Raw genomic sequence first — 24746 nt, forward strand, 5'->3', positions numbered from 1 at the left:
AAACGACGGAATTAATATGGATAAAGATAGACTTGAACTTGTTCAGAATATCATAGAGCGCGCTCTATGGTTGGGCAGCGAAAATCTAAAAAATCATGGTTGGTGTATTACTTCAGACCTTATAGAAGATGAGCTATTCATGTTCGTACGCGAAAGTGGATTAACTGATCTTGAGGCGATAGAAATACTTTTAAAACAAAGGTTCGATACTCTAATTTTGTTGGAACTGGAAAGAGAAACTGAGTTAATAATTTCACCTCACAGCGATATGTTGAAAGAATGTATTAAGGCTTTTGAGTTAGGTTTTTATAACGTTTGTATACCTAGTTTGTTTAGCATTATTGAAGCATCCCTTATGTATCTTGCCAATAGAGGTGACTACAAAAGTCTTCGCTACGTAACAGGGATAAGGAACAGAGTTAATTCAGAGCAGTGCCATTACTCCCTAAGATATAAGCTAAACGATATTGCAAACGTTACGGAAGCTCTGTTTTCTAAGGTGAATTTTGATAGTAATGAATGCGATACCTTGTTAAATCGGCATGTATCAGTTCACGGTCGTAGGGAGACACCGTATACCCAAACAGACTGCCTCAAACTGTTTTTGCTTTTATCATCTATTAAATCTTGTTATTCAAATTAAAAATAACTCATGAGTATGGCGTCAATAGTCAATAGTCAATAGTCAAACGTTGACGTCATCTTCATACCCAAAAGCCTAGCTTCTTAATATCAAACCACCTTCCTCACGCTGTTGTATCGAGTCTCACAGTTGTTTGATTATGTGAGGAAATGTATATAATTTTAAGTGTTACTAACTTATTGGTGTTTTTCATTAAACATATTATTAACGTGTGTTTTATAAAGCCACTCATCAAAAATAATTAGTTAACTAGCTTAAAAATTTATGCATTGATATAAGTCGGTAAGTTAGAAACTCACTGGTTAAGGGGATTTTATTGTGAACAACCTATCAAACTGCATCTAAATTTCGTAAATTACTTATCACACTACTTGAGAGAGTATTCAGGATTATTGAATAGTTTAAAAATTAAAGAGAATTTAGCAGTTGATAAAGCCAAATGTGACGGATATTTAGTCGTGTGATGACTAATTATTCTGTAACTTGCTGATTTATAGTCACCTTAGAGTCTGACGGGTATCACGTTTACCCTAAAATAATTCACTTAACATGGCGCTACTTTAATCATTCTTCCAAATACGATTGTTAAATATAAATACGTATACCTATTTTATTAAAAGGATAATACCGATGAGTAGCGATATCATTAAAATTTCAAGAAACACTGAAAACGCACCAATTAATTCTGTATCTACACAAACGGTCGCTTTTTCTCATTATAATAACTTTTCTGCTCAACTTCCGATTGACCCTAAAACGGGTGAAATAGTCATCGGTGATATTAAAGATCAAGCAGCACAATGTTTGAATAATATTAAAGCGATTGTTGAAAGCATCGACCATGTTATGGATGATGTCGTGAAGATTAATGTTTTCGTTAAGAATATTTCTGATATCGATGCTATTGATGAAGTTTACAAAAACTTCTTCCACAACAGCCTTCCAACACGCACTGTCGTGGGTGTCACTGCACTGCCAAGCAGCGATGCGCTGGTTCAAATGGATGCTCTCATTTCTAACGGTGAAGGCACTAAACCACAAGCACCTTGCGCGCTAGTTAAGGTATCAAGAAATACAGATAACGCGCCTCAAAGTACTGTATCGACGCAGACTGCGGCTTTTTCTCACTACAACAACCTTTCGGCTCAATTGCCTATCGATGTAAATACAGGTGAGTTGGTTGATGGTGGTATCGAAGCGCAAACAGCACAATGTCTATCAAACATTAAAGCGGTTCTAGAGAGTATCGGTCATGTCATGAATGATGTGGTTAAAACGACTATCTACGTGAAAAATATCGCAGATGCGGAAGTGGTAAATGAAGTATGTGCTAAATTCTTCCCAAGCTACGTTCCTGCTCGTACCGTTGTTAACGCCGCTGAACTACCAATGGGCGCTTTAATTCAAATTGATACATCCGTTTCACATGGTGACGGTACACCGCCGCAATTACCAGAAGACACTCGCTTACTGGTTATTGAAGCTAATAATACTGTTGCTGCACCATTCATGCCCTATTCGCATACTGTTGCTTTCTCTCACTACAATCATATTTCAGCCCAATTACCTTTAGATCCGAAAACAAATGAAATCGTTGCTGGCGGGGTAAAAGAACAAGCGGAACAATGTTTAAACAATATTAAGGCGATAATTGAAAGCGTTGACCATAGCATGGACGATACGGTGAAAATTAATATTCAACTTAAGGATATTTCAGATATTGATGTGGTAAACGAAGTCTACACCACATTCTTTAATGCTGAGCTGCCTGCAAGAACGGTAGTCGGGGTTTCAGAAATCCCAATGAATGCTTTAGTACAAATTGATGCTGTCGTTTCTAACTGTGAAGGGACACCTCCACAAGACGTTGTTGCATAAATCAATTGAACCCTTCTCGATAATATCGATCAGATCTCGGTTTAGCTTCCAAATAGGGAGCAAACTCAACAGGCCGAGATCTGATCCGTTCACTTCATTACTCAAGTCCATCGAAGCGACACACCTAAGCTTATCCCGTAAACATGGTATTTATAAGGTTGAAGTGTTTTAATATGAAAAACGGACGCTTAACGTAATAAAGAAAACCAGTTTATGCAATTTCGAGCCATTTTACTGCTATGCCTTACCCTAATAGGGTGTTCGTCCAATCAAGAGTTGGTACCCGACCCAACAACCATCACGCTATTTTATGGTGATACATCCATCGCCGCAGGTGTTTTAGAGGATAAAACATTCAATTCAGTCCTTACCGATAGGGTTGAAAGCGTTACGTTTTCGGGCTCAATATCAAAGAAAGACTCTGGCTATTTTGTCGATATGTTAGTGATTCGAGAAACAAAAGAGCCACGTTCAACACGACAGCTTAACACCTCGCTTCTAATGAAACCGGGAGAGTTAGTAGATGTTGGCGGCGTGAATAACGATGTGTTCAGGGTAATCCTCGAGTAACAAAAATAAAGTGTTCAATTAATCTGATTTTTTGCTTTACCTCAACCTAACTTCAAGTCTTAAGCTTCTCTTACTGATTAAGAAGGAGCTTATTATGCAAAATAACTACGTAAAAGAACTCGCCGTTAAAACTTACCAAGAAGACCTTCAAAAAGAGTACGTTAGATCTAAAGCTCAGCCATTCCACGCCCCAAGTTTTATCGGTGGGGTGCTGTTGTCAGTTGTGCTGGTAGGACTGTTTTAATTTATGCAGAATTTCTGATCCATTGCCAACTCTCAACATATCTATTTGCTGCACTTTAATGGCTACGGCACAATCTCTTAGGTTGAATTGTGACGCTAATGTCGAGAGGAAGTGAAGTATGGCAAGTCCAAGAGTATTAAAGTCACAGATTACTGATATTACCTGTGGCGAGAATGTCACTATCATCGAGCCAAGTAACGTTTATGGCTGTGAGCTTAAAGATGATGTGTTCGTTGGCCCCTTTGTTGAGATTCAAAAGAACACCGTGATAGGTGCGAGAAGCAAGATTCAATCTCACACCTTTATCTGTGAGTATGTGACCATTGGAAGTGACTGCTTTGTTGGTCACGGAGTCATGTTTGCCAACGACTTATTCAAAGAGGGCAAGCCAGATCCTAATCCTGAAAGTTGGGGGCGTACCTTGATAGCTGACAACGTCACGATCGGTTCTAACGCTACGGTTCTGTCTGTCAGCATTTGCGAAGGTGCAGTAATCGGCGCGGGCAGTGTGGTAACGAAAGACATCACCGAAAAAGGTATCTACGCAGGTAACCCAGCCAAGAAATTGAGAGGTTTACCGTAACCGTATTAATAAGCCGTGGTTCATGAATCATAAGGTGCGGCTTTTTAGGGAAACATTAGAGTATTTGTCATGGATGTATTTTTACACTTACTTCAACCGAATGACGCGAGTGCGCTTTTGGATTTTGAGGTCGAAAATCGAAAGTGGTTTGAGCAATTTATTCCAGTTAGGGGTGATAGCTTCTATTCAAATGCAGGTGTGACCGAGCAAATCACCAGCTTTCTAACTGAATACGAGAATGGTGAGATGATTCCTATGTTGATCAAAGATGCCAATGGCACTGTCTGTGGAAGAATCAACATCCGCGATATCGACCAGATCGCCCATAGTGGAGAGCTAGGGTATCGAGTAGGTCGTTCCTTTGCTTCAAAAGGCATTGCGTCTAACGCAGTAAAGCAGTTTCTACTCTATTTGGAGGAACAGACCAACCTTAAATATGTTGATGCCTATGCGTTAGTGGGCAATATCGGTTCCAACAAAATCTTATCCAATACCGGTTTTGAATTGGTCGAGTATGTTGAGAGCTACGCGGTGTTTAAAGGAGAACATCAAGATGCTAATTTTTATCGTAAGGTTTTAGCTGACTAGGTGACTATCAGTGCCTTATACATTAGAAGCTGGCAGCGTCCTTCTAGCCAGCTTCGAGTCTTTTTATTTAAAGGTTTAAGGTTACTTCTAGGTTTGGCCACTTCTAGATTTACGGTTACTTCTGAGGTTTGTTATGTTCGATTACGCTAATCGCGATAGCCAAAAACAGGATATCTTTCACTAGGAAGAAGTTAGTGACTAAGATGCCATCCGATACTTTCCAAGCGTTTGGCGTTGTAACCAGGAAGCTAAGTGTCACAACAAAGATAGCCGATGCAGCAATGCCTGAGTAGAAAGCTACTGTCGGCTTCTTAAATCCAACGATCAATCCAATCGCGACGATGATCTCCGCGCCACCCACCATGTTAGACACAGCTTGTACTGAGAACAGATTGTAAAGCCAGTTCATTGCAGGATGGTTTGCGATTAAAGGCTCGATAAGCATTGCTTCGGTTGGCGTAAACTTGTAAATACCAATCCAAGCTAACACCAACGCTACGCCAATCACGCCTAGGTTATATCCCACATTACTCTGTTTTAAATCATAGGTTTGAACATGCATAAAAGTACTCAATTTAATAAACTCCCTGAATATGACCGCAATAGCTCAGATTAAATTTCGCATTGAGAATAATAATTAATATATTTATCTAGAGATTTGACACGTGGCGACTTATTGTCTCGATAGGGGCTTAAAGGCTAGTGATGTTGAGAACCAAAGCAATGGGGAAGCGATAGTGCTGTTCAAAAGGTACCGCGAGTTTTCCAATTTTTGTTTTCAATATTCGCGATTTGGATTAGATTACGCTGATGTTCACCCTAATTATAAGAAGAGTATAACCAGTGAAAATTCATAGAATTAACCCGACCAAACGTTGGTCTGATGTAACTGTTTTTAACGGTATTGCAAGCTTTGTGGAAGTGGCAGAGACGGATACAACAGCAGGAATTAAGAGTCAGGTTCAGCAAATCTTCGAACAAGCCGAAGAAATGATGAGTTTGGTAGACAGCGACAAATCTCGCGTATTGTCAGTGACTATTTATCTCACGGATTTCGCTAACTTTGATGCACTCAATGAAGTTTGGGAAGCGTGGTTCCCTGAAGGCTGCGCGCCAAGCCGTGCATGCGTGAAAGCAGAACTTGCTAATCCTGAGCTACTGGTTGAGATGTCGTTTATGGTTGCTGCGGGTGAAAAGTTTCAATAAGCCGAACTATCGATTGAAATAAGCTTCGTAGATAGAAGTAACGAACAGATAAAACAAAGCCACTCAGGTGAATCACTTGAGTGGCTTTTTAGTGTTCTACGCTACCCGAAACTAAATCGGGTCAGGTATTAAGCGATACCTTGATCTCTTGCCATCTGCTTCGCGATCTTCGGCGCGTGCCATAGACACGGGAGCAAGATAAACGATACCGGAACCGCTGTGATTACAATGAACGACTGTAGAGCGGAGATGCCGCCTGAACCCATTGAGATAAGTGCGATCGCTACCGCACCCATGATGATACCCCAGAAAGTACGTACCGCTGCGTTTGGCTCTGTCGTACCCGTCATTACCACACTGATGGTGTAAGTCATTGAGTCACCTGTTGTCACGATGAACGTGGTCGTCAGGATCAGGAACAGAATTGCAATCAGAGTTGGGAACGGCAGTTGCGCGGTAATTGCTAGAAGAACCGCCGGAAGGTTGAAGCCTTCGAACGCACTAGAAATCACACCTGGGTTCTCTAATTCAAACGCTAGACCACTACCACCAACGATGCTAAACCAGAAACACGTTACAAGCGGTGCAACGATGCTGATAGAAACGATCATTTGGCGAATAGTACGGCCACGTGAGATGCGAGCAATGAAGATAGCCATCATTGGGCCATAACCTAAGAACCAACCCCAGAAGAATACCGTCCAACCACCTAGCCACGCTGTATCTTGGCGGTATAGCGCCATTGGGATGAAGTTATCAACCATTTCGCCCATACCTTGCAGGTAGCCATCAACGATGAAGCTCGTTGGGCCAACAAGAAGGATGTAGCCGATTAGACACACAGACAAGATGATGTTGTAACGGCTTACCAGTTGGATACCTTTGTTCACGCCGCTCAAAGCAGAAAGCGTGTACATTGCGATAGCAAAGATAATAACAACACTTTGAGTTGCAAAGCTGTCTGAAATGCCAAACAGTTCGCTCAGTGCGTAGCTGATTTGTAGGCCAAGGAAGCCGATAGGGCCGATAGTACCTGCGGCTACAGCCACGATGCTGCATGCGTCGACAACGTTACCAACCCAACTGTTAATCGCTTTGTCGCCAAGTACTGGGTAAAGCAGAGTGCGAGGCTTAAGAGGAAGGCCTTTGTCGTAATGCAAGTGCATTAACACGATGGAAGACAAACCGCCTAAGATTGCCCATGCAAGGAAACCCCAGTGCATGAAAGATTGTGATAGAGCATTGAACGCCATCGCTTGAGGATCTGCGTTGCCATACAGTGGCGGAGCTGAAACAAAGTGAGCGATAGGCTCTGCGGCTGCCCAGAACACACCACCGCCGGCTAGCAGCGTACATAGGACGATAGACATCCATTTAAAGGTGGTCATTTCAGGTAGGGCAAGCGTTCCTAAGCGAACGTGGCCGGTGCGACCTAGTGCAAGCACTAAACCGATAATGAAGTTGAGAAGTAGTAGGACTTGCCAGAAAGCACCGAACCACTTAGTTGAATAACTAAAGCCGATGTTTACAAGTTCGGACAACACGGAGGTGTTGGTGAAGGCTAGGATGACAAAGAGGGTTAAAAAACTGCCACTAAGCCAAAAGACTGGGTTTCCGAGTTCCAGTTTTTCACCCAAAGATTGAGCTTTATTGAAATCGATAGAAGTAGATTCTGCGTTGATGTTTTCGTTGGCGACTTGCGTCAAGTTGGACATTATTTCTTCGCTATATTTGGCTCTTTCGAGCCTATGTATTTCTCCCACACTTGCATTGGAAATGTGAGGTTCGTCAAAAAAATCCGCGATACTACCACAATTGTTAAGAAAAAGTGGGCAAATTTAGAAAAGAAATCAGTTCTACGGCGAAATCAATCCCTTTTGGTTAGTTTTAAAACGAAATTTCAGAACGAACAAATAAAGCAGATATGAATAGAGTTTTGTAATTAAGGATACGAATTAGGCGATATTTTTTAGCGTACCGAAATAAATTTAATATTAGTTGTTCGTGCAAAATAAGTGTCGACTCATTGCATGCTATAAACAAATTAATGCGAGTCATTTTATAAATATCGAATATTTTAGGTGTTAAATTGGCACTGTTACCTACAGTTGTTTTGCGAAGAGATTTAAGTGATGAGAAATATGACACTTAAATTAAGCATCTTGAAACAATAACTTAAGGGACAGCTAACATGCACCTAAACCAAGGAAGAGTGGCCAAGAAAGTTTTTACACTCAGTACTCTCACCGCGTCATGCTTAATGGCGTTCAACAGCTACGCGGCTGTGGATTGTTCAACGTTAGAAGCGTGGGATTCCGCCACGGTGTACACCGGTGGTGATCAGGTTTCACATGACGGCAGCGCGTACTCAGCGAATTACTGGAATCAAAATAACAACCCGAGCCAATTTGAGGGTGACTATGCACAATGGAAAAAGATTGATGTGTGTAGTGGTGGCGGAGGTGGCGGTACGCCAAATGAAGTACCAACGGCTTCATTAACGGCACCCTCTGCTTCTGACGTGATTACTGAAGGCGATAATGTTGTATTGAGTGCAACAGCACTAGATTCTGATGGCAGTGTGGCTTCGGTTGAGTTCTTTGTTGATGGCGCATCTGTTGCGGTAGTCACAGCGGCACCTTTCGAAGCGACTTGGGCTGCAACGTCGGGTAATCATCAGGTTTCTGTTGTTGCAACGGATAATGAAGGCGCAGCAAGTGTTGCAAGTGCGGTTTCTGTTTCTGTTGATTCAGCACAACCAGGGAATGAAGCACCGACAGTTTCAGTTGCACTTTCAGTGACATCTGTTGATGTTGGTGGTGTAGTCACACTGACAGCAACGGCAGCAGATAGCGATGGCACGGTTGATAAGGTTGATTTCTACGTAGCGGGTGCTCTTGTGGGCACTGCTGCAACGAGCCCTTACACGTTAGATTACACAACAACTCAAGCGGGTTCTTTAGCGGTTTACGCGAAAGCAACAGACGACCAAGGTGCGACTGCAGATTCTGCGTTGGCATCTTTGACCGTGAACGGCGCTCCAACAGTGAGCACATGTCGCCCTGATGGCTTATATCAAACTCAAGGTGTCGATGTTCCTTACTGTACAATTTACGATGATGAAGGCCGTGAGAAAATGGGCGCAGACCATCCCCGTCGTGTCATTGGTTACTTCACAAGTTGGCGTGCAGGGGATGACCCACAAGCTGCTTACCTAGTAAATGATATTCCTTGGGAACAACTCACACACATTAACTACGCTTTCGTGAGCATCGGTTCAGATGGCAAAGTAAACGTCGGTGATGTAAACGATCCAAATAACGCAGCGGTTGGTAAAGAGTGGCCGGGTGTGGAAGTTGATCCGGCATTAGGCTTCAAAGGTCACTTCGGTGCATTAGCGACAGCGAAGAAAAAACACGGCGTGAAAACGTTAATCTCAATCGGTGGTTGGGCTGAAACAGGTGGTCACTTCGCGACTGATGGCAGCCGCGTGGCTGATGGTGGTTTCTACACCATGACGACCAATGCTGATGGTTCTATCAACCATCAAGGTATCGAAACATTCGCGACTTCAGCGGTCGAAATGCTGCGTAAGTACCAGTTCGATGGTCTAGATATCGATTACGAATACCCAACTTCTATGGCTGGCGCAGGTAACCCATACGACAAAGACTTCATGGAGCCGCGTCGTCAATACCTGTGGGCGTCGTACCAAGTGTTGATGAAAGTGCTACGTGAGAAGCTCGATGCGGCGTCTGCGCAAGATGGCAATCACTACATGTTAACGATCGCAGCGCCTTCTTCTGGTTACCTATTACGCGGTATGGAAACATTCGATGTAACCAAGTACCTCGATTACGTAAACATCATGTCTTACGACCTTCACGGTGCGTGGAACGATCACGTAGGTCATAACGCAGCCTTGTTTGATACGGGTAAAGATTCAGAGCTAGCGCAGTGGAACGTATACGACACGGCGGCTTACGGTGGTATTGGTTATCTGAACACGGATTGGGCTTACCATTACTTCCGTGGTTCTATGCCAGCAGGCCGTATTAACATCGGTGTGCCTTACTACACTCGTGGTTGGCAAGGCGTAACGGGTGGTGAGAATGGTCTTTGGGGCCGAGCAGCACTGCCAAACCAATCTGAATGTTCAGCGGGTACGGGTGAAGGCGAGAAAAACAACTGTGGCCATGGCGCTATTGGTATCGACAACATGTGGCACGATACCGATCCAAAAGGTAACGAAATGGGCGCGGGTTCTAACCCTATGTGGCACGCGAAGAACCTAGAGAAGGGTATTTGGGGCTCTTACGCTGAAGCTTACAAGCTTGATCCTGTGAATGATCCTTCAGATGTTCTAACGGGCACTTACACGAGAAACTACGACAGTGTGGCGGTTGCCCCTTGGTTGTGGAACGCAGAGAAGGGCGTATTCCTTTCAACAGAAGATAAACAGTCTATCGACGTGAAAGCGGACTACGTTATCGACAAAGAGATCGGCGGCATTATGTTCTGGGAACTAGCAGGGGATTATAACTGTTATGTTCTCGATGCGAATGGCAACCGAAGCTCTATCGATACGACTGAGCAAGCGTGTAACAGCGGTAACGGTGAGTTCCACATGGGTAACACCATGACGAAAGCTATCTACGATAAGTTTAAGTCTGCAACACCATATGGAAACAAAGTAGCGACGGGTGCTATTCCAACAGAAGCGCTAGATATCGCGGTATCGGTTGGTGGCTTCAAAGTCGGTGACCAAAACTACCCAATCAACCCTAAGATCACGTTCACGAACAACACAGGGCAAGCTCTTCCGGGTGGAACTGAGTTCCAATTCGATATCCCAGTATCTGCACCTGATAACGCGAAAGATCAATCGGGTGGTGGTTTGACCGTGATTGCTTCAGGTCATACTCGCGCGGATAACATCGGTGGACTAGATGGAACCATGCACCGAGTGGCGTTTACGTTGCCGACATGGGAAGAGCTTCCAGCTGGTGGTGTGTATGAGCTAGATATGGTGTATTACTTGCCAATCTCGGGCCCTGCTAACTATGCAGTAAGCGTGAATGGTGTCGATTATGCCTTTAGCTTTGAGCAACCAGACCTACCATTAGGTGATATCAGTTCGGGTGGCGGTAACCCTGGCGATGGTGGCACAAACCCAGGTACATGTGATACAGCTGGTTTAGCGGTTTACCCAGACTTACCTCAGAAAGATTGGGCGGGTAATCCAAGCCATGCAAACACAGGTGACCAAGTGGTTCACAACGGCAGTATTTACCAAGCAAACTGGTGGACAAGTTCTGAACCGGGTAGCGATGGTAGCTGGACTCAAGTTTGTTCTTAATTTAATTCTAAGCAAACTATTTATAGACAATAGAGTGTAGTAATAGGTAATAAACACAAATGCTTTTAAGTCTATTTATCAGGAATTAGTATCAATTAAGTAATCAATCTAGACGTAAAATCAAAAAGCCGAACTGAATCCAGTTCGGCGTTTTTGTTATAAGTCACAGATTACGTATAGAAACCCTTAAAAATATCGACACTCGTTCAGTAAAAAATAAAAACATGATATAAAACAGTCTGTATATAAGAGAAGTCACAGCGTTACCTGAAATTATAAATCTACGGGGTAATCTTGAAAGTCAGACGTAAATACATTCTTAATTTTTCAATTGCGCTCGCCGTCGTGTCGATGATTCTTTCTGCCTTTCAATTTAATCGAACTGAAAGGTCATTGTTGGAATCTAACCAACTGTTTTTTCGTACTATTGTGAACGCGAGTTACGATATTGTCGACACCACAGTTAATGAGGCGATAAAGACATATCTTAAAGGTGTGACTGATACCGTCGCCTCTCACGCACTGCGTGTCTCTCCAGAACAAGAAGTTGAAGAAGTCATTCGAATTGCCAACGAATTGGTGATTGGAGAGTCTGGTTATATCTACCTGATGTCACCACAAGGTATTCATCTATATCACCCGTTTTTACAAGGGAAAAATCGCGCGCATTTAACCCATATTCAACAACAACTGAGCTTACAGTCTGGAATGACCCAATACTCGCACGCCAATCCAAATGAAGTTGGCAAGCGTGCGAAGGTCGCATATTCAGTGAGGCTACCGAGTGGCAATACATTGGTGGCGACCACCTATAAAGATGAACTGATGTACCTGGTTGATCTCGAAGCACTTAAAGACAAATTGAGAAAGTACTCGTATGGCGATAGTGGCTATGTATATATCGTTGATTTACAAGGCACGTTAGTCCTTCAACCTAACTTTGAACACGAGCACTTAAAAACCTTGATTGATGACTCTTCAGAGTTGCTTATCGATAAAGTCGTCGATGAACCTGAAGGTCACTTTAGTTACTCTATCTCTACGGCAGATGGCACGACGAGTAAAAACATCTTCTACAAGTTTTATCCGTATCTTAATTGGGTTATTTCTGCTGGTGTCTTAGAACAAGAGCTCAACAAGAACCACAGCTTATTGTTGGCAAGTTTGATGACGTTGGTTGTTAGTCTACTGAGTATCATTGTTGTTCTGGTGCTTTACCTGCGGCATCGTCATCTCAAAATATTGGATGTTGCGAGCCTCGATTACCTCACAGGCCTTCCTAGCCGACGGAGTTTTATCGAGCAGCTAAAACTGAAAATTACTCAAAGGTCGCCTTATCCGCTAACAAATGTCGGTGTCATTTTGCTGGATATTGACCATTTCAAGCGGGTGAACGATCAATATGGTCATGCTCAAGGCGATAGGGTTATCTGTGAGGTCGCAAAATCACTGAAGAGATTTGTTAACCGTCGTCGTTTGATTGCACGCTATGGCGGTGAAGAGTTTATTTTGGTGACGTTTGATTGTGATGAACATGAGTTATTCGAATTATCAGAGGCGTTACGGTTATGTGTTGAGCAACTTCAAGGCTTAGTGTCGCCAGTAACAATCAGCGCTGGTTGTTGCCATGCTCAAGCACTGACTGACATTGAAACCGCTATCGATAAAGCCGACAAAGCGCTTTATCAAGCAAAAGAGAGTGGACGTAACAACACTCAAGCGTATCGAGAGAACGAATATCACGTTGCTTACATGTGATCGGTTGAAAGCCTCATTGAATTGAAAAGTTTTGTTCACACAAATCGAGCTCTTGAGAACGACAAACACAAAAAAGCCCAAATAGATCGCTCTATTTGGGCTTTTTCAGAATTATTTGAAAGGCTAATCGTTAATTTAAGCTTTCGCTGCTTTCATCGCTTCCGTTTTTTTTTCCTTTTGCATTTTTGCAAGGAAGTAGATGTTTACACAAGCGATAAAGCCGTTGGTGGCTGCAACTGGCCATGCGTCAATCATGATGCCGTATGCTGTGAAGAGTGCACAGCCAATAAAGTTAAGGACACGCAGACGAACGATATCTTTCATTGTTAATGAAATTGCGACCATAATAGACGCAGCGTAACCTAAAATTTCAACCATATTGAATTCCATTGTTTGACCCTCTTAAATTTGCCGATACTTTGTCGGTACCAATTCTTCTCTTCATGAGATGATTGAGGAAGCTCCGTGCCTCGAATGGTCTGGTTTTGTTTAACGGGGAGAACTATACCAACTCTGTTTTTGTGATTAAACCCCCAAAACAGACAGAGGTGAAGGTTAGCGATTACGCAAACGTTTAATGACCTTTCTATTAACATAATTACTATTTATGTTGGAGGTTGAATTGATAGTTATTCTTATATAGGTAAGGAAGCCTCGAATGATAAAACGATCCATTTGTGCAACAAAAAGCATAAAAAAAGCAGCACTATTGGCTTTGATGGCTATTGGGCTGACCGCATGCTCTACGCAAGAAATACCACCCACACACAATTATGGTGTGGTCACTAGCGGTGACTTTGGTTTCATGAAACACGGCGTGATGACGTACTCCTGGCACCCTGAGTCAGAAAAGGTTTACCTTTCTCAAAAATACGATGAAACCGTGGTAACCGATTTAGTGCGTGATTCGATTCAAGAACAGCTCTCAAGTAAAGGTTATCAGTTAAAGCAGGATGGTGTCGGTGATGTTGTTGTAGGCTTTGGATTAGCGGAAGAATCGGAACTGAACGATGAGTCTATCTTCGATGCGATTAAGCTATCTACTGGTGTGCCATTTTACGATGGTGAAGGTAAAGTCGCGGAGAAAGGGTCGTTGTACATTGCGTTTTTCGTACCTAACTCAGAGGTCGTACAATGGCAAGCATTAGCACAGTCTGGCATCCAACCTGATTTAGAGCCAAGCGAGAGCAAACAGCGTATTACTGGCTTTGTTGAAATGTTATTTAGACGCATGCCTGAGCGATAGCATTAGGCGTTGAATGCATTCGTGGAGTAAATATTAGTTGTGGAAAATATGGTCAGATCGCAGATTATACTTTTTTATTTGTAACGAATGGTACAAATACGTAAAGCAACGTAAAGTTCGCGCTTCTTTTGCTAGCATTTGTCTATACTGCTCAAAACGTTAACTTAGGTTTGATTCAATGAAACTGTTTTCCAAATACTCTCTCCCTCTATTAAGTATATTCATTGTAAGTAACGCCGCGATGGTAAGTAATGCAGCTATCGCAGCACCTTCTATAGTACCAAGCCCACCTAGCCTAGGCGCAAAAGGGTATGTGTTAATTGATTTTAATTCTGGTGATGTGCTGGTAGAAAAAAACGCACATACGAAGTTAAACCCAGCAAGCTTGACCAAACTGATGACCAGCTATGTGGCAGGTCAAGAGATGAAGCGAGGCAACATCTCTGCTGATGATCAGGTACGAATCAGTGAGAACGCGTGGGCGAAGAACTTCCCAGACTCTTCAAAAATGTTCATCGAAGTAAACACCGATGTAGCAATGATGGATCTTTATCGTGGCTTGATTATTCAATCCGGTAATGATGCTAGCGTTGCGATTGCAGAGCATGTTGCAGGCTCACAAGATGCATTCGTTGACCTGATGAACTCTTGGGCTACCTCTCTGAAGCTAGAAAACACCCATTTTGCCAATGCACATGGTTTGGATGCAGACGACCTCTATTCGACTCCTTACGATATCGCGTTACTCGGTCGTGCCATTATTCGTGATTTACCGGATGTGTATGGCTTATACAGCGAACGCTCTTTCAGTTACAACGGCATCACTCAACATAACCGTAATGGCTTGTTGCGTGATAGAAGCTTAACCGTTGATGGCATGAAAACGGGCTACACCTCTGGTGCTGGCTACAGTTTGGCGAGTTCAGCGACACAAGGTGAGATGAGACTTATCGCGGTTGTGATGGGCGCATCAAGCGTTAAGAGCCGTGAATCAGACAGCAAACAGCTGTTGAGCTACGGTTTCCGTTTCTTCGATACACTAAACCCGCATAAAGGCGGCGATCAAGTGGCTGAAGAGAAGGTATGGTTTGGTGAGCAAGACACATTGAAATTAGGTGTGGCAGAAGACACGTTCATTACGTTGCCTAAGTCAGACAGTAAAAAGCTGACTGCATCTATCGAGCTTAACTCTGAACTGAAAGCGCCAATTGCAGAAGGTCAAACTCTAGGTGTGGTTCATTACACCGTTGATGGCGAAGATGTTCAAACTCAGCCTTTGATCGCGCTTGAAGCGGTTGAACAGGGCGGTTTGTTCAAACGTTTAATAGACTACGTTAAGCTGTTCTTCGCGAGCCTGTTCTAAATAGAGCCTGTGGCGATAAGCCGCGCTGAAAAGTCGAAATATTATGGGTGTTGTGAGTGAATCACAGCGCCCTTTGTTATTTCTACATCAATGAAAACGCCGCGCCGCACTATCTTTATTAGCCGTAGCGGGCGGTTTCGATTACTATACGCAAAATTTAGCAGTGTAGTCACTTATGACGATAGATATAAAGAACGTAACCGAACCCGAAGTAACCTGTGCAAATTGTCAGGCATGCTGTTGTCGTTTAGAGGTTATGATCATCACAGATACGGGCGTACCTGAAGAGCACATCGCTTATGATGAATGGGGCGGTGAAACCATGAAGCGCTTAGACGACGGCTGGTGTTCTGCGGTAGATAGAGAAACACTGATGTGTACTATCTACGAAAACCGACCATGGATCTGTCGCGAGTTCGAAATGGGCTCTTTCGAATGTGTTGACCAGCGCAAAGATGTGATGGGCTAGGCGTCTGCAGTATTGAACTCAGTAACTAAAGTACGCTAATGAACTGTGATAATCACATTAAAATTAAATATCAGGGTTCTATACCTTAAGCAGTTGTAGAACCTTGATGCGTTTTATGAGATCAAATATTGAGTGAGATAAGAGTCTTAGCTCGATAAGTTAGAGTTTAGAACTCGGAAGGCACTTCAAACTCCATCCATTCACCGGTTGTCGGGTGAATCAACTTTAAGTAGCCAGCGTGCAGGTGTAAGCGCTCGCGTTTGTATCCGTATAAGTCGTCACCACGAATAGGTATAGCAAGCCCTAATGGATGAGCACAGTGCACTCGCAGCTGGTGGGTTCGCCCTGTTTTAGGGTACAAGTGAACCTTGGTTTTGCCATTGTGAGTGCTAACCACTTGCCAATGGGTCTCTGCATTTCGGCCGTGTTGGTGACAAACCAGTTGTCTTGGTCTGTCCGTGATGTCGCCGCGCAAAGGAAGGCTGATATTGCCAGATTCGCCCGTTATCTCGCCATCTAACAAAGCGGTGTAGCGTTTCTCTACGGTTCTATTAATGAACTGCTTCTGAATATGCTTGTTTGATTCCGCCGTGAGCGCCAAGATCAACAAACCTGACGTCGACATATCCAACCTATGGATAATCAAAGGACCAGTCGCATCCGGGTAACGCGCTTTTATGCGGGTATAAACTGAATCTTCGATGAACTTACCGGGAACCGACAAGAACTCTTCAGGCTTATTGACGACTACGATTTCATCGTCTTCATAAACAATATTAAAAGACTTACCAACCGCAGGGTTCACGATAAGCGGGTTATCTTCTAGCTCTATGCCACTTAACTGGTGTTCGAGGATCTCAAAGCTTTTACTCTGACAAACAGGGTAGAGGTTTGCGTGTTGTCGAATGATGTCTGTAGGCGGTAATCCCCACCAAAACTCAGATAATGCTAACGGCTTGAACCCGTGTTCAAACGCAAAGTTAAGCAACTTAGGTAGGCAGCAGTCACCAGAGCCTTCAAGCGCGTCTTTACCATCGAGCAACTCGAGTAAATTCTTAGATTGCTTGGCTTGATTGATAAAGCGATAGTGAGAGAGGCGTTGAGTTTCCAACTGTTGTGAAACTGCTTGGTGATCTTGCTTACGGTTTTTCAGTTCGCTTTCAATCAAATCAATTTGTGATTGGCGCTCTGCGATCTTCTGTTTCCACTCAATACGAAGTGCTTTTAGGTCACGTTTCTCTTGGCTACTTTGATTACCCAGTTGTTTGAGCAAATTCGCCGCTGACTCTAGATTCCCTAATGCTTTTTCTTGATTGGCTTGTTCTCTGAGTTCGTTACGCTGAGCTTTGTTTGCGGCCATTGCTAACTGAAAGGCTTCGATAGCTTTTGCTGATTCGCTTTTTAACCCTTCAAGCTCGGCCAATAATGTGTCTAGATTGTGCGACTGTTGCAGCTTTTCAATGTCGTCCGAGAGCTGCAATTGTCGAGCAAGGTTCGCACTGTTTTGAGATTGAAACTGTTTTGAATCGAAGGCTGGTGGAACAAAGTGAATGTTGTTTAACTGAGAGACCAAAGCCGGATCTAACTGCAAGCCTGAAAACGCAGAAAGGTAACCTAACCCTTGTGTGGTTGGATTCTGAACAAGAAGCACAGCGTAGAGATTACCTTGCGAGGTTTCATTCACACCACAGTCGACAAGTGATTGCTGAAGCTGCAGCATAGCGAATTCACACACAGGGTGCGGGGTATAGTAATACGGAAACGTAAAACGAGTCGGTAGCGCTAAATCGACATTCGTGTTTGCTAGGTGCAGAGGTGTGTATTGAGCGAGGTTTGTTGGCATTAAGATCAAACTCTATGGCTGTTCAGTTAGAGTTCGGTATTGTTGTCGAAATGAAGACAAATGAGAAGCCAAAGCAGAAGATAAATCGGCTTTGGCTTCATTTAGTTTCTTGTGTTTACTCTAGCAAGTACGTGTTTGAGTGAAACTCGATCAGTTCGAGTGTTCTAGCTCTACTTGCTCAGCTTTTTGGTAAGCAGGGTGGCTCTTTAAAAGTTCACCGTATTTAGCGATGTTAGGGTAAAGCGCAGTTGCACCAAAGTTACCCACGATTTCTACGATGAACGACATCATAAAATCTGCACCTGTTAGTGTGTCTGCAACCAAGTAGGTTTTACCTTCAAGTGCATTATTCACGTAAGTGAGGATCTTTTGGTTTTCATCGTCTGCATAACCGCCTAGGAAGTTAGTTTCGCAGCCGTCTTTCATCACAAAGATCTTAAGTAACATTGGCAAAATACCTGAACTCTCAGCGAAGTGAAGCCATTGCGAATACTCAACGTAGTTTGCGGTGCCGCGTGTAGGTGCGAACTTACCCTGACCGTATTTGTCGATTAGGTATTCCGTGATAGCACCAGATTCAGTGATCACGACGCCATCGTCTTCAATGACAGGAGATTTACCCAATGGGTGAATGGATTTGAGTTCTGGTGGTGCAAGAAAAGTGACACTGTCTCGTTGGTAGGGTTTGATTTGGTAATCTACCCCAAGCTCTTCCAATAGCCAGATGATGCGCTTTGAGCGCGACTTATTCAGGTGATGCAAAGTAATCATGATTCTACCTAGTTAACGGGTTCAGTTTATTGAATTTATTTAGCTTCGTTCGTTTTGATAACAAGCTTACCGAAGTTCTGACCTTCCAATAGGCCCATGAATGCTTGTGGCGCATTTTCTAGACCTTCAACCAGGTGCTCACGATAGTGCATCTTGCCTTGAGACAACCATTCTGTCATTTGAACAGCAAATTCGTTGTAACGGTGTGCGTAGTCATCAAAGATGATGAAACCTTGCATCTTAATTCTTTTAACAAGCAGCATACCCATCAGGCTAGACATACGATCTGGTCCTTCAGGCAGTGAAGTCGCATTGTATTGAGAGATAAGGCCACACACAGGAATACGAGCACCTGTGTTAAGCAGAGGCATTACTGCATCGAATACCTTGCCGCCAACGTTTTCAAAGTAAACGTCGATGCCGTTGTCACACGCTTTAGCCAATTGCTCCGCGAAGTCGTCAGCTTTGTGGTCGATGCATTCATCAAAGCCAAGAATCTCTTTCGCGTACTGACACTTCTCTTGACCGCCTGCAACGCCGATAACACGACAGCCTTTTAGTTTGCCGATTTGTCCAACGGTTGCGCCTACAGCACCTGTTGCTGCTGCAACGACTAGCGTGTCGCCTTCTTTAGGTTGGCCGATATCAAGCAAGCCCATGTAAGCAGTAAAACCAGGCATACCCATGATGCCAAGCGCGTAAGAAGGGTGCGTTGGTTCTTTACCTAGTTTGATAAGGCCTTCACCGTTAGACACACCAAGATCTTGCCAACCTGTGTAAGCCAGTACCCACTCGCCAATTTCGTAATCAGCGTGGTTTGATTCTTCAACCTGACATACGGTTGCGCCTACCATCACTTCATCAATCGCAACGGGATCTGCGTAGGATTTAGCATCGCTCATACGACCACGCATGTATGGGTCTAGAGAAAGGTAAACTGAGCGAAGTAACATCTCGCCGTCTTTGATGCTTGGCGCAGCTATTGTCTCTAAACGGAAGTTGTCTTGAGTCGGTGCGCCAACTGGGCGAGAAGCCAATACGATTCGGCGATTGTCTTGTTGAGTCATTGGATGTCCTTAATTGTGTATTTTATACATTTAGAATTAGACCAGTCGTCTAGTCTTGTTGTCTAAAAATCCCGCCGTCATCAAATTGATAAGAGGGCGGGTGATTTTTTTAAGTTAAAGCCAATAAAGCGCGCTGCGCGTTATTAGCTTTCACCTTTTAAAATTCGTTCGGTAAGGCTCAAAACTGACTGTAAGCTATGTGAGCTTTGGCTCAGCTTGCTCAATAAGCTGGCGCCTAACCACATTGAGTATAGGTTCTGAGCTGCTTCTTGGCTCTCTTCAACCTTTATGGAGCCATCTTCAATACCGCCGACAATGCACTGTTCGATGGTATTCGTCACTTTTTCTGCACCCTTTAATAGCGCTTGGCGCATAGGATCAGAAAGATCAGAAACTTCCGCGCTGAGTTTAACGACCAAGCATTTATGAGCATTGCAGGTGCCGTTTTCAATCTGTGACCATCGAGTGAAATAACTGACAATTCTCTGGTAATGGTTGCCTTCACCATGAACCAAAATAGTTTCAACTCTGCTGATGTAGGTCTCAAAATAGTGCTGGATCAGAGCCTCGCCAAATTGCTCTTTCGATTTAAAGTAGTGGTAAAACGACCCTTTCGGCACGTCCGCTTCTTTAAGCAATTGCGATAAGCCAACGCCGTTAAAGCCGTTGTTCACTATTAATTGGTAGCCAACATCTAAAACATGCAGGCGTGTGTCATTCGTTTTTTCGTTCATGGGCGGTACTATAAGTTAAATTAGACCAGTCGTCTAGTGGTCGGTTTTCGAGGGTATATTTGGTCGTTGTTACAGTAGCTAAATAGCTCAATATCTAAAGAGGCTTCAAATGTTCAGATATAAAAAAGCCCCGACATAGCGCGTATGTTGGGGCTTAAATCAGTAACTTCGATTATTTGATAGAGATGAGTTCTACATCAAAAATCAGAGTCGATGATGGTGGGATAGGGCCTGAACCGCCTTTACCGTAAGCTAGAGTGCTTGGAATAAATAGACGAACTTTTTGGCCTTCAACCATGTAAGTCAAACCTTCTTGCCAGCCTTTAATTACTTGCTTAAGAGCAAATGAGATTGGCTCGCCGCGCTCAACAGAGCTGTCGAAAACAGTGCCGTCGATTAGCGTACCGTGGTAGTGAACCGTTACTTTGCTGTTCTTAGTTGGGTGCTCTGTGCCTGTACCTTCTTCAAGAACAAGGTATTGAAGACCGCTTTCAGTCGTAATCACGCCTTCTTTAGTGCCGTTTTCAATTAGAAATTGTTGGCCTTGTTCGAAGTTTTCTCCGCCAGACTTATGATTCGTCCAAGTACGGTAAATCATGAAACCCGCCAAAAGAAAGACAATGACCGGGATGACAAATTTAGACATAGTAAAACCTATTTATATTGAGTGCTGAATTTCGTAGTTAATACAAAATGTGTTAATCAGTTGACTAAAGCCGTGATTATGGTTGAGTCAAAAGGTAGTTGATCGTTTTTGCAATGCCAGCAACGTCTTGGTGACCTGCTGTTAGTACTTGGTATTTACCGTTGATGATAAAGGTTGGTACTGAGTTGATCTGACCTTTTACTGAGATCTCTTCTGCTTGCTTAACGTAGTCGAAAAGAGCGACTTGCTGTTCTTTATTCAGCTGGTATGGGCTAACCAAACCACGAGAAGTAAACGCTGTCTCTAGTGCTTGTTGACGCTGTTCAGGTGTTGCATCTGCACCCATTTGAACGGCACCAAATAGGTCGTCCATGAATGCGTGGTCAGGCGTCGCATCAAGCTGCATCACTGCTGTGTAGTAGATCATTGCGCTGATTTGAGCGCTTTCGTTGAACGTCACGTGCATCTTGCCAATAGTTTGGTCTGTTAGAGATTCAATCTCTGGAATGGCACTTTCCATTTGACGGCAGTGACCACAGTTAAGAGAGAAGATTTCAGTGATCGGAGACAAGTTAAATTCTGTTAGAGCAGTAGGAAGCGCTTCGTATTGAACGCCTTTTTGTGGCTCGTCTGTTTCACTACAACCCGCGATAATGAGTACGGCAGCGAGTGCTGTGATGAATTTAGTAAATGGTTTAAACATAATGTTTGCTCTAGCGTTGAGAAGTCGTGAGATTCTAACTATTTAGTACGAATTGGAAAACAATTATAAGGTAAATAAATGCAAACAGTTCGAACTAGCGGCTGAACACAAGCTAGTAGACGGTTAACTGTGATCAACAGCACTTTTTTGGGTTCTGCTTTCTTTTCGTCTAAAGTTTTTCCCTCGGTGCCGATATAGACATTAGTGAATGGTTTATCTGCATGAGTGGTTGGTGAAGTAATGAGATATTTAGCGATAATGTTAAGCATAGCTTTGGCTGGGTGTGAAGCCACGTCACCAACTGACTTACTTGGCGGTGACATGCTAGAGACTGCACCACAAACCGATTACGACTTGATGCATCCTGAATGGGGTGTGGTTCAAACGACTCATGTAGCAAGCAATCGTGGGTACTCTATCCAGAGTAGCACTCATCAACACAGAACCATCACGACCAACTACGGACGTGGCGTTTCGACTAACGACCCACTGGAAGTCTTTTTAAGACAAAACCGCATCGATTTTGAAGTGTTGCCGGGTAACCATGTGATGGTAAAGCTTGAGCAGCACGTGAACTTTAAAACAGGTTCAGCATTCCCTGAGCCAGCGTATAATCAATGGCTAGATACGCTAGGCAGCTACCTTGCTCAACGCCAAGATATTGATGTGGTGATTGAAGGGCACACCGATAACACGGGCACAGATCGAATCAATGATCCGCTTTCAGAGCAGCGAGCAAAAGAAGTGAAGGCTCGATTAGAGAGTAACTACGTATCAAGTCGTTCCATCTATACTCGTGGCTTCGGTGAGTATGTTCCAGCTTGTACGAACGCTTCTGCGCAAGGCAAGGCGTGTAACCGCCGTGTTGAATTGATGCTGATTGTCACGAAGTAGTCGTTTGAACTTTCGCGCCCAATTTGAAGCGATTAACGCCAAATAACAGACATAAAAAATCCCTCACATTCGAGGGATTTTTTGTATCTGACTTTTGTTGCTTTATTGCTTATGCAAACTGCTTTTCTAAGTAAGTCACGATATCTGAAGATTCGTACATCCACTCAGTTTTACCGTCTTTTTCGATACGTAGACAAGGCACTTTCACACGACCGCCGCCAGCTTCAAGCTCAGCACGGTGTTGCTCGTTGTTTTTTGCATCACGAAGTTCAAATTGAACCGACTGACGTTTCATCGCGCGGCGCACTTTCACACAAAATGGGCACGCTTCGAATTGGTATAACGTGTGCGTTTTTGCTTGCTCATTTACTTTGCTTTGTTCTTCTTGAGAACGCTTCACACCACGTGGGCTGAAAACAAAATTCAATAACAAGATGACACGACCTAAGAACCAACGGATAAACTTCATAACTCTCTCTACATATTTAAAATTAGCGTTACAATTTGCAGCATTATATACACAAGTTTTGTCAGATGCTCGCAACAAACCGCTAATATCTATTTTGTCCGTTCGATCGTGTGAGACTTAGCCACATTTAGCCCTAAACGCTTAGACAGTCGAGTCAGGTTTGCTCGGTCTGTTTTCAGAACTCGCCCTGCTTGTGCCCAGTTAAAGTTGGCATCTTCCAACACCTCAGTAATGATACTGCGTTGAAAATCGTCCGTTGCACCACGTAGCCCTGCAGAAAGGTCGATCGTTGGTGTCGATAACGGTGTGTTCTTCACCTGTGTCGTCGCAATAGGCTGATCTTGGTCGAGTGGACCACAATCTTCCTTGGTAATTGTCACCAGGTTTTTATTGGTGCTGCGCGCTAACGCTTTCAATGCTGAACGACTGATCACATGCTCAAGTTCACGCACGTTACCCGGCCAACCATAACGGTTTAGGAAAGAAAGAACGTCGGAGCGGAACTTAACTTGGTTGATACCAAGCTTACGACGTGCTTGTTCTAAGAAGAAACCCGCTAATAGGCTGATGTCGTCACCACGATCTTTCAGTGCTGGCACCGCGATAGGGTATACACTCAATCGGTGGTACAAATCGGCTCTGAATCGACCGTCTTCAACTTCTTGTTTTAGATCTCGGTTTGTCGCTGCCAATACTCGAACATCAATAGTTTGAATGTTGTCTTGGCCAACAGGTTGGATTTCGTTGTTTTGCAGCGCACGTAGGAGCTTACTTTGAGCAGCCAAAGGCAACTCACCAATCTCATCAAGGAACAGTGTGCCACCATCGGCTAAAGCAAACTTACCTAAGCGGTTTTTGTCTGCGCCAGTGAACGCGCCACGAACGTGACCAAACAGTTCACTCTCTACTAAGTTTTCAGGAATTGCAGCACAGTTTACGTAGACGAGTGGGTTACGTTTACGTTGAGATTGGTGGTGCAGGGTGCGAGCCACGAGCTCTTTACCAACCCCGGTGTCACCATGAATCAGGATGTTGAATTCAGACGGCGCGACAACAGCGATGTCGTTCTTAAGTGCGACCATGGTGTCACTGTTACCAATCAACTCGCCGCCGTCACGTTCCCACGCTTCTACGTTCAATTCTTCGAGTAATTGCTTTGACTGTTTTGCTTGATGCTCAAGTTGCGAGAAGGTCAGTGCCATCTGCATGGTTGAGGCTGCAATAGCTGCCAGTACTTCAAGGTTACGCGCCGGAATATTCGCGAAGACATCAGGTTTCAAGCTGTCTAGAGTCAGAATACCTAAGAGCTTATCGCCAAATAGCAAAGGCAAGCCCATACAAGCATGCATTGGTAAATCGCCATCATGGTCAATAAGCAAACCATCGAAAGGATCGGGTAAGGAGCTGTCAGCATCGAAACGAACAGGAGAGCGAGACGCGCAGATCTCTTCAAACCGTGGGTGTTCTGAAATGATAAAGCGACGACCGAACGTATCTCGGCTGAGCCCTTGCATTGCGATAGGTACTAGCGTGTCGCCTTGAAGGCTTAAAAGCGCGACACAATCACACGTTATGGTTTTGCGAATGGCATCGATTAGGCGATTGAAACGATCTTGATCGTTGACACCACTTGCGAGGCCAATGGTCATTTCCATGAGGGTAGATGCGGAGATATCTTGCATAAAAAACTCTAACTGTGTGTGTTTATCTAC

24 protein-coding genes are annotated in these 24746 nt (G+C 43.8%); 13 read left to right on the forward strand and 11 right to left on the reverse strand.

Going from position 1 to position 24746, the window contains the following annotated elements; translation table 11 throughout:
* Positions 1-16 precede the first annotated feature (16 nt).
* The 6 genes from ACED41_RS16240 to ACED41_RS16265 all read left to right on the forward strand — a co-directional run bounded on the left by ACED41_RS16240 (position 17) and on the right by ACED41_RS16265 (position 4506).
* The gene (locus tag ACED41_RS16240) at positions 17-643 is read left to right on the forward strand and encodes a hypothetical protein (RefSeq protein WP_371725285.1); all 627 of its coding nucleotides are present in this window, start codon (positions 17-19) and stop codon (positions 641-643) included.
* Positions 644-1273: 630 nt separating this feature from the next.
* Positions 1274-2521, forward strand: coding sequence for a RidA family protein (locus ACED41_RS16245; protein ID WP_371725286.1), 1248 nt, complete (start codon positions 1274-1276; stop codon positions 2519-2521).
* Between the two features lie 213 nt (positions 2522-2734).
* The gene (locus ACED41_RS16250) at positions 2735-3091 is read left to right on the forward strand and encodes a hypothetical protein (protein ID WP_371725287.1); all 357 of its coding nucleotides are present in this window, start codon (positions 2735-2737) and stop codon (positions 3089-3091) included.
* Between the two features lie 94 nt (positions 3092-3185).
* Entirely contained in the window at positions 3186-3335 is a 150-nt protein-coding gene (locus tag ACED41_RS16255) for a hypothetical protein (protein ID WP_017062658.1), read from the forward strand.
* 118 nt (positions 3336-3453) lie between these two features.
* Entirely contained in the window at positions 3454-3918 is a 465-nt protein-coding gene (locus ACED41_RS16260; RefSeq protein ID WP_017062657.1) for an acyltransferase, read from the forward strand.
* 69 nt (positions 3919-3987) lie between these two features.
* Positions 3988-4506, forward strand: a complete 519-nt coding sequence (locus ACED41_RS16265; RefSeq protein ID WP_371725288.1) for a GNAT family N-acetyltransferase — start codon at positions 3988-3990, stop codon at positions 4504-4506.
* 115 nt (positions 4507-4621) lie between these two features.
* Here ACED41_RS16265 and ACED41_RS16270 read toward each other — a convergent pair whose 3' ends face one another.
* On the reverse strand, positions 4622-5068 hold the full coding sequence (locus ACED41_RS16270; protein ID WP_017062655.1) for a DUF417 family protein: 447 nt from the start codon (positions 5066-5068) through the stop codon (positions 4622-4624).
* Between the two features lie 281 nt (positions 5069-5349).
* Here ACED41_RS16270 and ACED41_RS16275 point away from each other — a divergent pair, with 281 nt between their 5' ends.
* Positions 5350-5712, forward strand: a complete 363-nt coding sequence (locus ACED41_RS16275) for a RidA family protein (RefSeq protein ID WP_017062654.1) — start codon at positions 5350-5352, stop codon at positions 5710-5712.
* A gap of 128 nt (positions 5713-5840) precedes the next feature.
* Here ACED41_RS16275 and ACED41_RS16280 read toward each other — a convergent pair whose 3' ends face one another.
* Positions 5841-7427, reverse strand: coding sequence for a BCCT family transporter (locus ACED41_RS16280; RefSeq protein WP_017072212.1), 1587 nt, complete (start codon positions 7425-7427; stop codon positions 5841-5843).
* Positions 7428-7903: 476 nt separating this feature from the next.
* Here ACED41_RS16280 and ACED41_RS16285 point away from each other — a divergent pair, with 476 nt between their 5' ends.
* A complete protein-coding gene (locus ACED41_RS16285; RefSeq protein WP_371725289.1) occupies positions 7904-11071 on the forward strand; it encodes a chitinase C-terminal domain-containing protein in 3168 nt (1055 codons plus the stop codon).
* Between the two features lie 294 nt (positions 11072-11365).
* Positions 11366-12829 carry a diguanylate cyclase domain-containing protein gene (locus ACED41_RS16290; protein ID WP_371725290.1) on the forward strand — a complete coding sequence of 488 codons (1464 nt, stop codon included), beginning with the start codon at positions 11366-11368 and terminating at the stop codon, positions 12827-12829.
* A gap of 135 nt (positions 12830-12964) precedes the next feature.
* Here the strand turns inward: ACED41_RS16290 and ACED41_RS16295 are convergent, their stop codons facing one another.
* Complete coding sequence (locus tag ACED41_RS16295; RefSeq protein WP_017068159.1) at positions 12965-13219, reverse strand: YgjV family protein; 255 nt, start codon at positions 13217-13219, stop codon at positions 12965-12967.
* A 268-nt stretch (positions 13220-13487) separates the two neighbouring features.
* Here ACED41_RS16295 and ACED41_RS16300 point away from each other — a divergent pair, with 268 nt between their 5' ends.
* The 3 genes from ACED41_RS16300 (at position 13488) to ACED41_RS16310 (ending at position 15907) form a co-directional block, all read left to right on the forward strand.
* The gene (locus ACED41_RS16300; RefSeq protein WP_017064475.1) at positions 13488-14075 is read left to right on the forward strand and encodes a DUF4136 domain-containing protein; all 588 of its coding nucleotides are present in this window, start codon (positions 13488-13490) and stop codon (positions 14073-14075) included.
* A gap of 178 nt (positions 14076-14253) precedes the next feature.
* Entirely contained in the window at positions 14254-15438 is a 1185-nt protein-coding gene (locus ACED41_RS16305) for a D-alanyl-D-alanine carboxypeptidase family protein (protein WP_017064476.1), read from the forward strand.
* 175 nt (positions 15439-15613) lie between these two features.
* Positions 15614-15907 carry a YkgJ family cysteine cluster protein gene (locus ACED41_RS16310; protein ID WP_080582263.1) on the forward strand — a complete coding sequence of 98 codons (294 nt, stop codon included), beginning with the start codon at positions 15614-15616 and terminating at the stop codon, positions 15905-15907.
* Positions 15908-16073: 166 nt separating this feature from the next.
* On the opposite strand, the gene ACED41_RS16315 is transcribed toward ACED41_RS16310, so the two are convergent.
* From ACED41_RS16315 to ACED41_RS16340, 6 genes are all read right to left on the reverse strand, one after another.
* Positions 16074-17750, reverse strand: a complete 1677-nt coding sequence (locus ACED41_RS16315) for a pseudouridine synthase (protein ID WP_371725291.1) — start codon at positions 17748-17750, stop codon at positions 16074-16076.
* Between the two features lie 150 nt (positions 17751-17900).
* Entirely contained in the window at positions 17901-18521 is a 621-nt protein-coding gene (locus ACED41_RS16320) for a glutathione S-transferase family protein (protein ID WP_017064479.1), read from the reverse strand.
* 35 nt (positions 18522-18556) lie between these two features.
* Entirely contained in the window at positions 18557-19588 is a 1032-nt protein-coding gene (locus ACED41_RS16325) for an NADP-dependent oxidoreductase (protein ID WP_017062644.1), read from the reverse strand.
* Between the two features lie 143 nt (positions 19589-19731).
* Positions 19732-20322 (reverse strand): TetR/AcrR family transcriptional regulator, encoded by a 591-nt coding sequence (locus tag ACED41_RS16330; RefSeq protein ID WP_371725292.1) that lies wholly within the window; start codon positions 20320-20322, stop codon positions 19732-19734.
* A 172-nt stretch (positions 20323-20494) separates the two neighbouring features.
* On the reverse strand, positions 20495-20968 hold the full coding sequence (locus ACED41_RS16335; protein ID WP_017062642.1) for an FKBP-type peptidyl-prolyl cis-trans isomerase: 474 nt from the start codon (positions 20966-20968) through the stop codon (positions 20495-20497).
* Between the two features lie 76 nt (positions 20969-21044).
* Positions 21045-21671, reverse strand: coding sequence for a thioredoxin domain-containing protein (locus ACED41_RS16340; protein WP_017062641.1), 627 nt, complete (start codon positions 21669-21671; stop codon positions 21045-21047).
* Between the two features lie 258 nt (positions 21672-21929).
* Between ACED41_RS16340 and ACED41_RS16345 the strand changes: the two genes are divergently transcribed.
* Positions 21930-22565, forward strand: coding sequence for an OmpA family protein (locus tag ACED41_RS16345; RefSeq protein WP_029235219.1), 636 nt, complete (start codon positions 21930-21932; stop codon positions 22563-22565).
* Between the two features lie 109 nt (positions 22566-22674).
* On the opposite strand, the gene ACED41_RS16350 is transcribed toward ACED41_RS16345, so the two are convergent.
* Together ACED41_RS16350 and norR are read right to left on the reverse strand one after the other, a co-directional pair.
* A complete protein-coding gene (locus ACED41_RS16350) occupies positions 22675-23034 on the reverse strand; it encodes a glutaredoxin (RefSeq protein ID WP_017062638.1) in 360 nt (119 codons plus the stop codon).
* Positions 23035-23123: 89 nt separating this feature from the next.
* A complete protein-coding gene (norR, locus tag ACED41_RS16355) occupies positions 23124-24716 on the reverse strand; it encodes a nitric oxide reductase transcriptional regulator NorR (protein WP_017072223.1) in 1593 nt (530 codons plus the stop codon).
* Positions 24717-24746 lie beyond the last annotated feature (30 nt).

The organism is Vibrio sp. 1F255, assembly GCF_041439145.1.
Classification (GTDB): domain Bacteria; phylum Pseudomonadota; class Gammaproteobacteria; order Enterobacterales; family Vibrionaceae; genus Vibrio; species Vibrio crassostreae_C.

Coding starts and splice junctions, on each gene's coding strand:
- ACED41_RS16240 (WP_371725285.1), top strand. CDS start 17: ATGGATAAAGATAGACTTGAACTTGTTCAGAATATCATAGAGCGCGCT.
- ACED41_RS16245 (WP_371725286.1), top strand. CDS start 1,274: ATGAGTAGCGATATCATTAAAATTTCAAGAAACACTGAAAACGCACCA.
- ACED41_RS16250 (WP_371725287.1), top strand. CDS start 2,735: ATGCAATTTCGAGCCATTTTACTGCTATGCCTTACCCTAATAGGGTGT.
- ACED41_RS16255 (WP_017062658.1), top strand. CDS start 3,186: ATGCAAAATAACTACGTAAAAGAACTCGCCGTTAAAACTTACCAAGAA.
- ACED41_RS16260 (WP_017062657.1), top strand. CDS start 3,454: ATGGCAAGTCCAAGAGTATTAAAGTCACAGATTACTGATATTACCTGT.
- ACED41_RS16265 (WP_371725288.1), top strand. CDS start 3,988: ATGGATGTATTTTTACACTTACTTCAACCGAATGACGCGAGTGCGCTT.
- ACED41_RS16270 (WP_017062655.1), bottom strand. CDS start 5,068: ATGCATGTTCAAACCTATGATTTAAAACAGAGTAATGTGGGATATAAC.
- ACED41_RS16280 (WP_017072212.1), bottom strand. CDS start 7,427: ATGTCCAACTTGACGCAAGTCGCCAACGAAAACATCAACGCAGAATCT.
- ACED41_RS16285 (WP_371725289.1), top strand. CDS start 7,904: ATGCACCTAAACCAAGGAAGAGTGGCCAAGAAAGTTTTTACACTCAGT.
- ACED41_RS16295 (WP_017068159.1), bottom strand. CDS start 13,219: ATGGAATTCAATATGGTTGAAATTTTAGGTTACGCTGCGTCTATTATG.
- ACED41_RS16300 (WP_017064475.1), top strand. CDS start 13,488: ATGATAAAACGATCCATTTGTGCAACAAAAAGCATAAAAAAAGCAGCA.
- ACED41_RS16305 (WP_017064476.1), top strand. CDS start 14,254: ATGAAACTGTTTTCCAAATACTCTCTCCCTCTATTAAGTATATTCATT.
- ACED41_RS16310 (WP_080582263.1), top strand. CDS start 15,614: ATGACGATAGATATAAAGAACGTAACCGAACCCGAAGTAACCTGTGCA.
- ACED41_RS16315 (WP_371725291.1), bottom strand. CDS start 17,750: ATGCCAACAAACCTCGCTCAATACACACCTCTGCACCTAGCAAACACG.
- ACED41_RS16320 (WP_017064479.1), bottom strand. CDS start 18,521: ATGATTACTTTGCATCACCTGAATAAGTCGCGCTCAAAGCGCATCATC.
- ACED41_RS16325 (WP_017062644.1), bottom strand. CDS start 19,588: ATGACTCAACAAGACAATCGCCGAATCGTATTGGCTTCTCGCCCAGTT.
- ACED41_RS16330 (WP_371725292.1), bottom strand. CDS start 20,322: ATGAACGAAAAAACGAATGACACACGCCTGCATGTTTTAGATGTTGGC.
- ACED41_RS16335 (WP_017062642.1), bottom strand. CDS start 20,968: ATGTCTAAATTTGTCATCCCGGTCATTGTCTTTCTTTTGGCGGGTTTC.
- ACED41_RS16340 (WP_017062641.1), bottom strand. CDS start 21,671: ATGTTTAAACCATTTACTAAATTCATCACAGCACTCGCTGCCGTACTC.
- ACED41_RS16345 (WP_029235219.1), top strand. CDS start 21,930: ATGTTAAGCATAGCTTTGGCTGGGTGTGAAGCCACGTCACCAACTGAC.
- ACED41_RS16350 (WP_017062638.1), bottom strand. CDS start 23,034: ATGAAGTTTATCCGTTGGTTCTTAGGTCGTGTCATCTTGTTATTGAAT.
- norR (WP_017072223.1), bottom strand. CDS start 24,716: ATGCAAGATATCTCCGCATCTACCCTCATGGAAATGACCATTGGCCTC.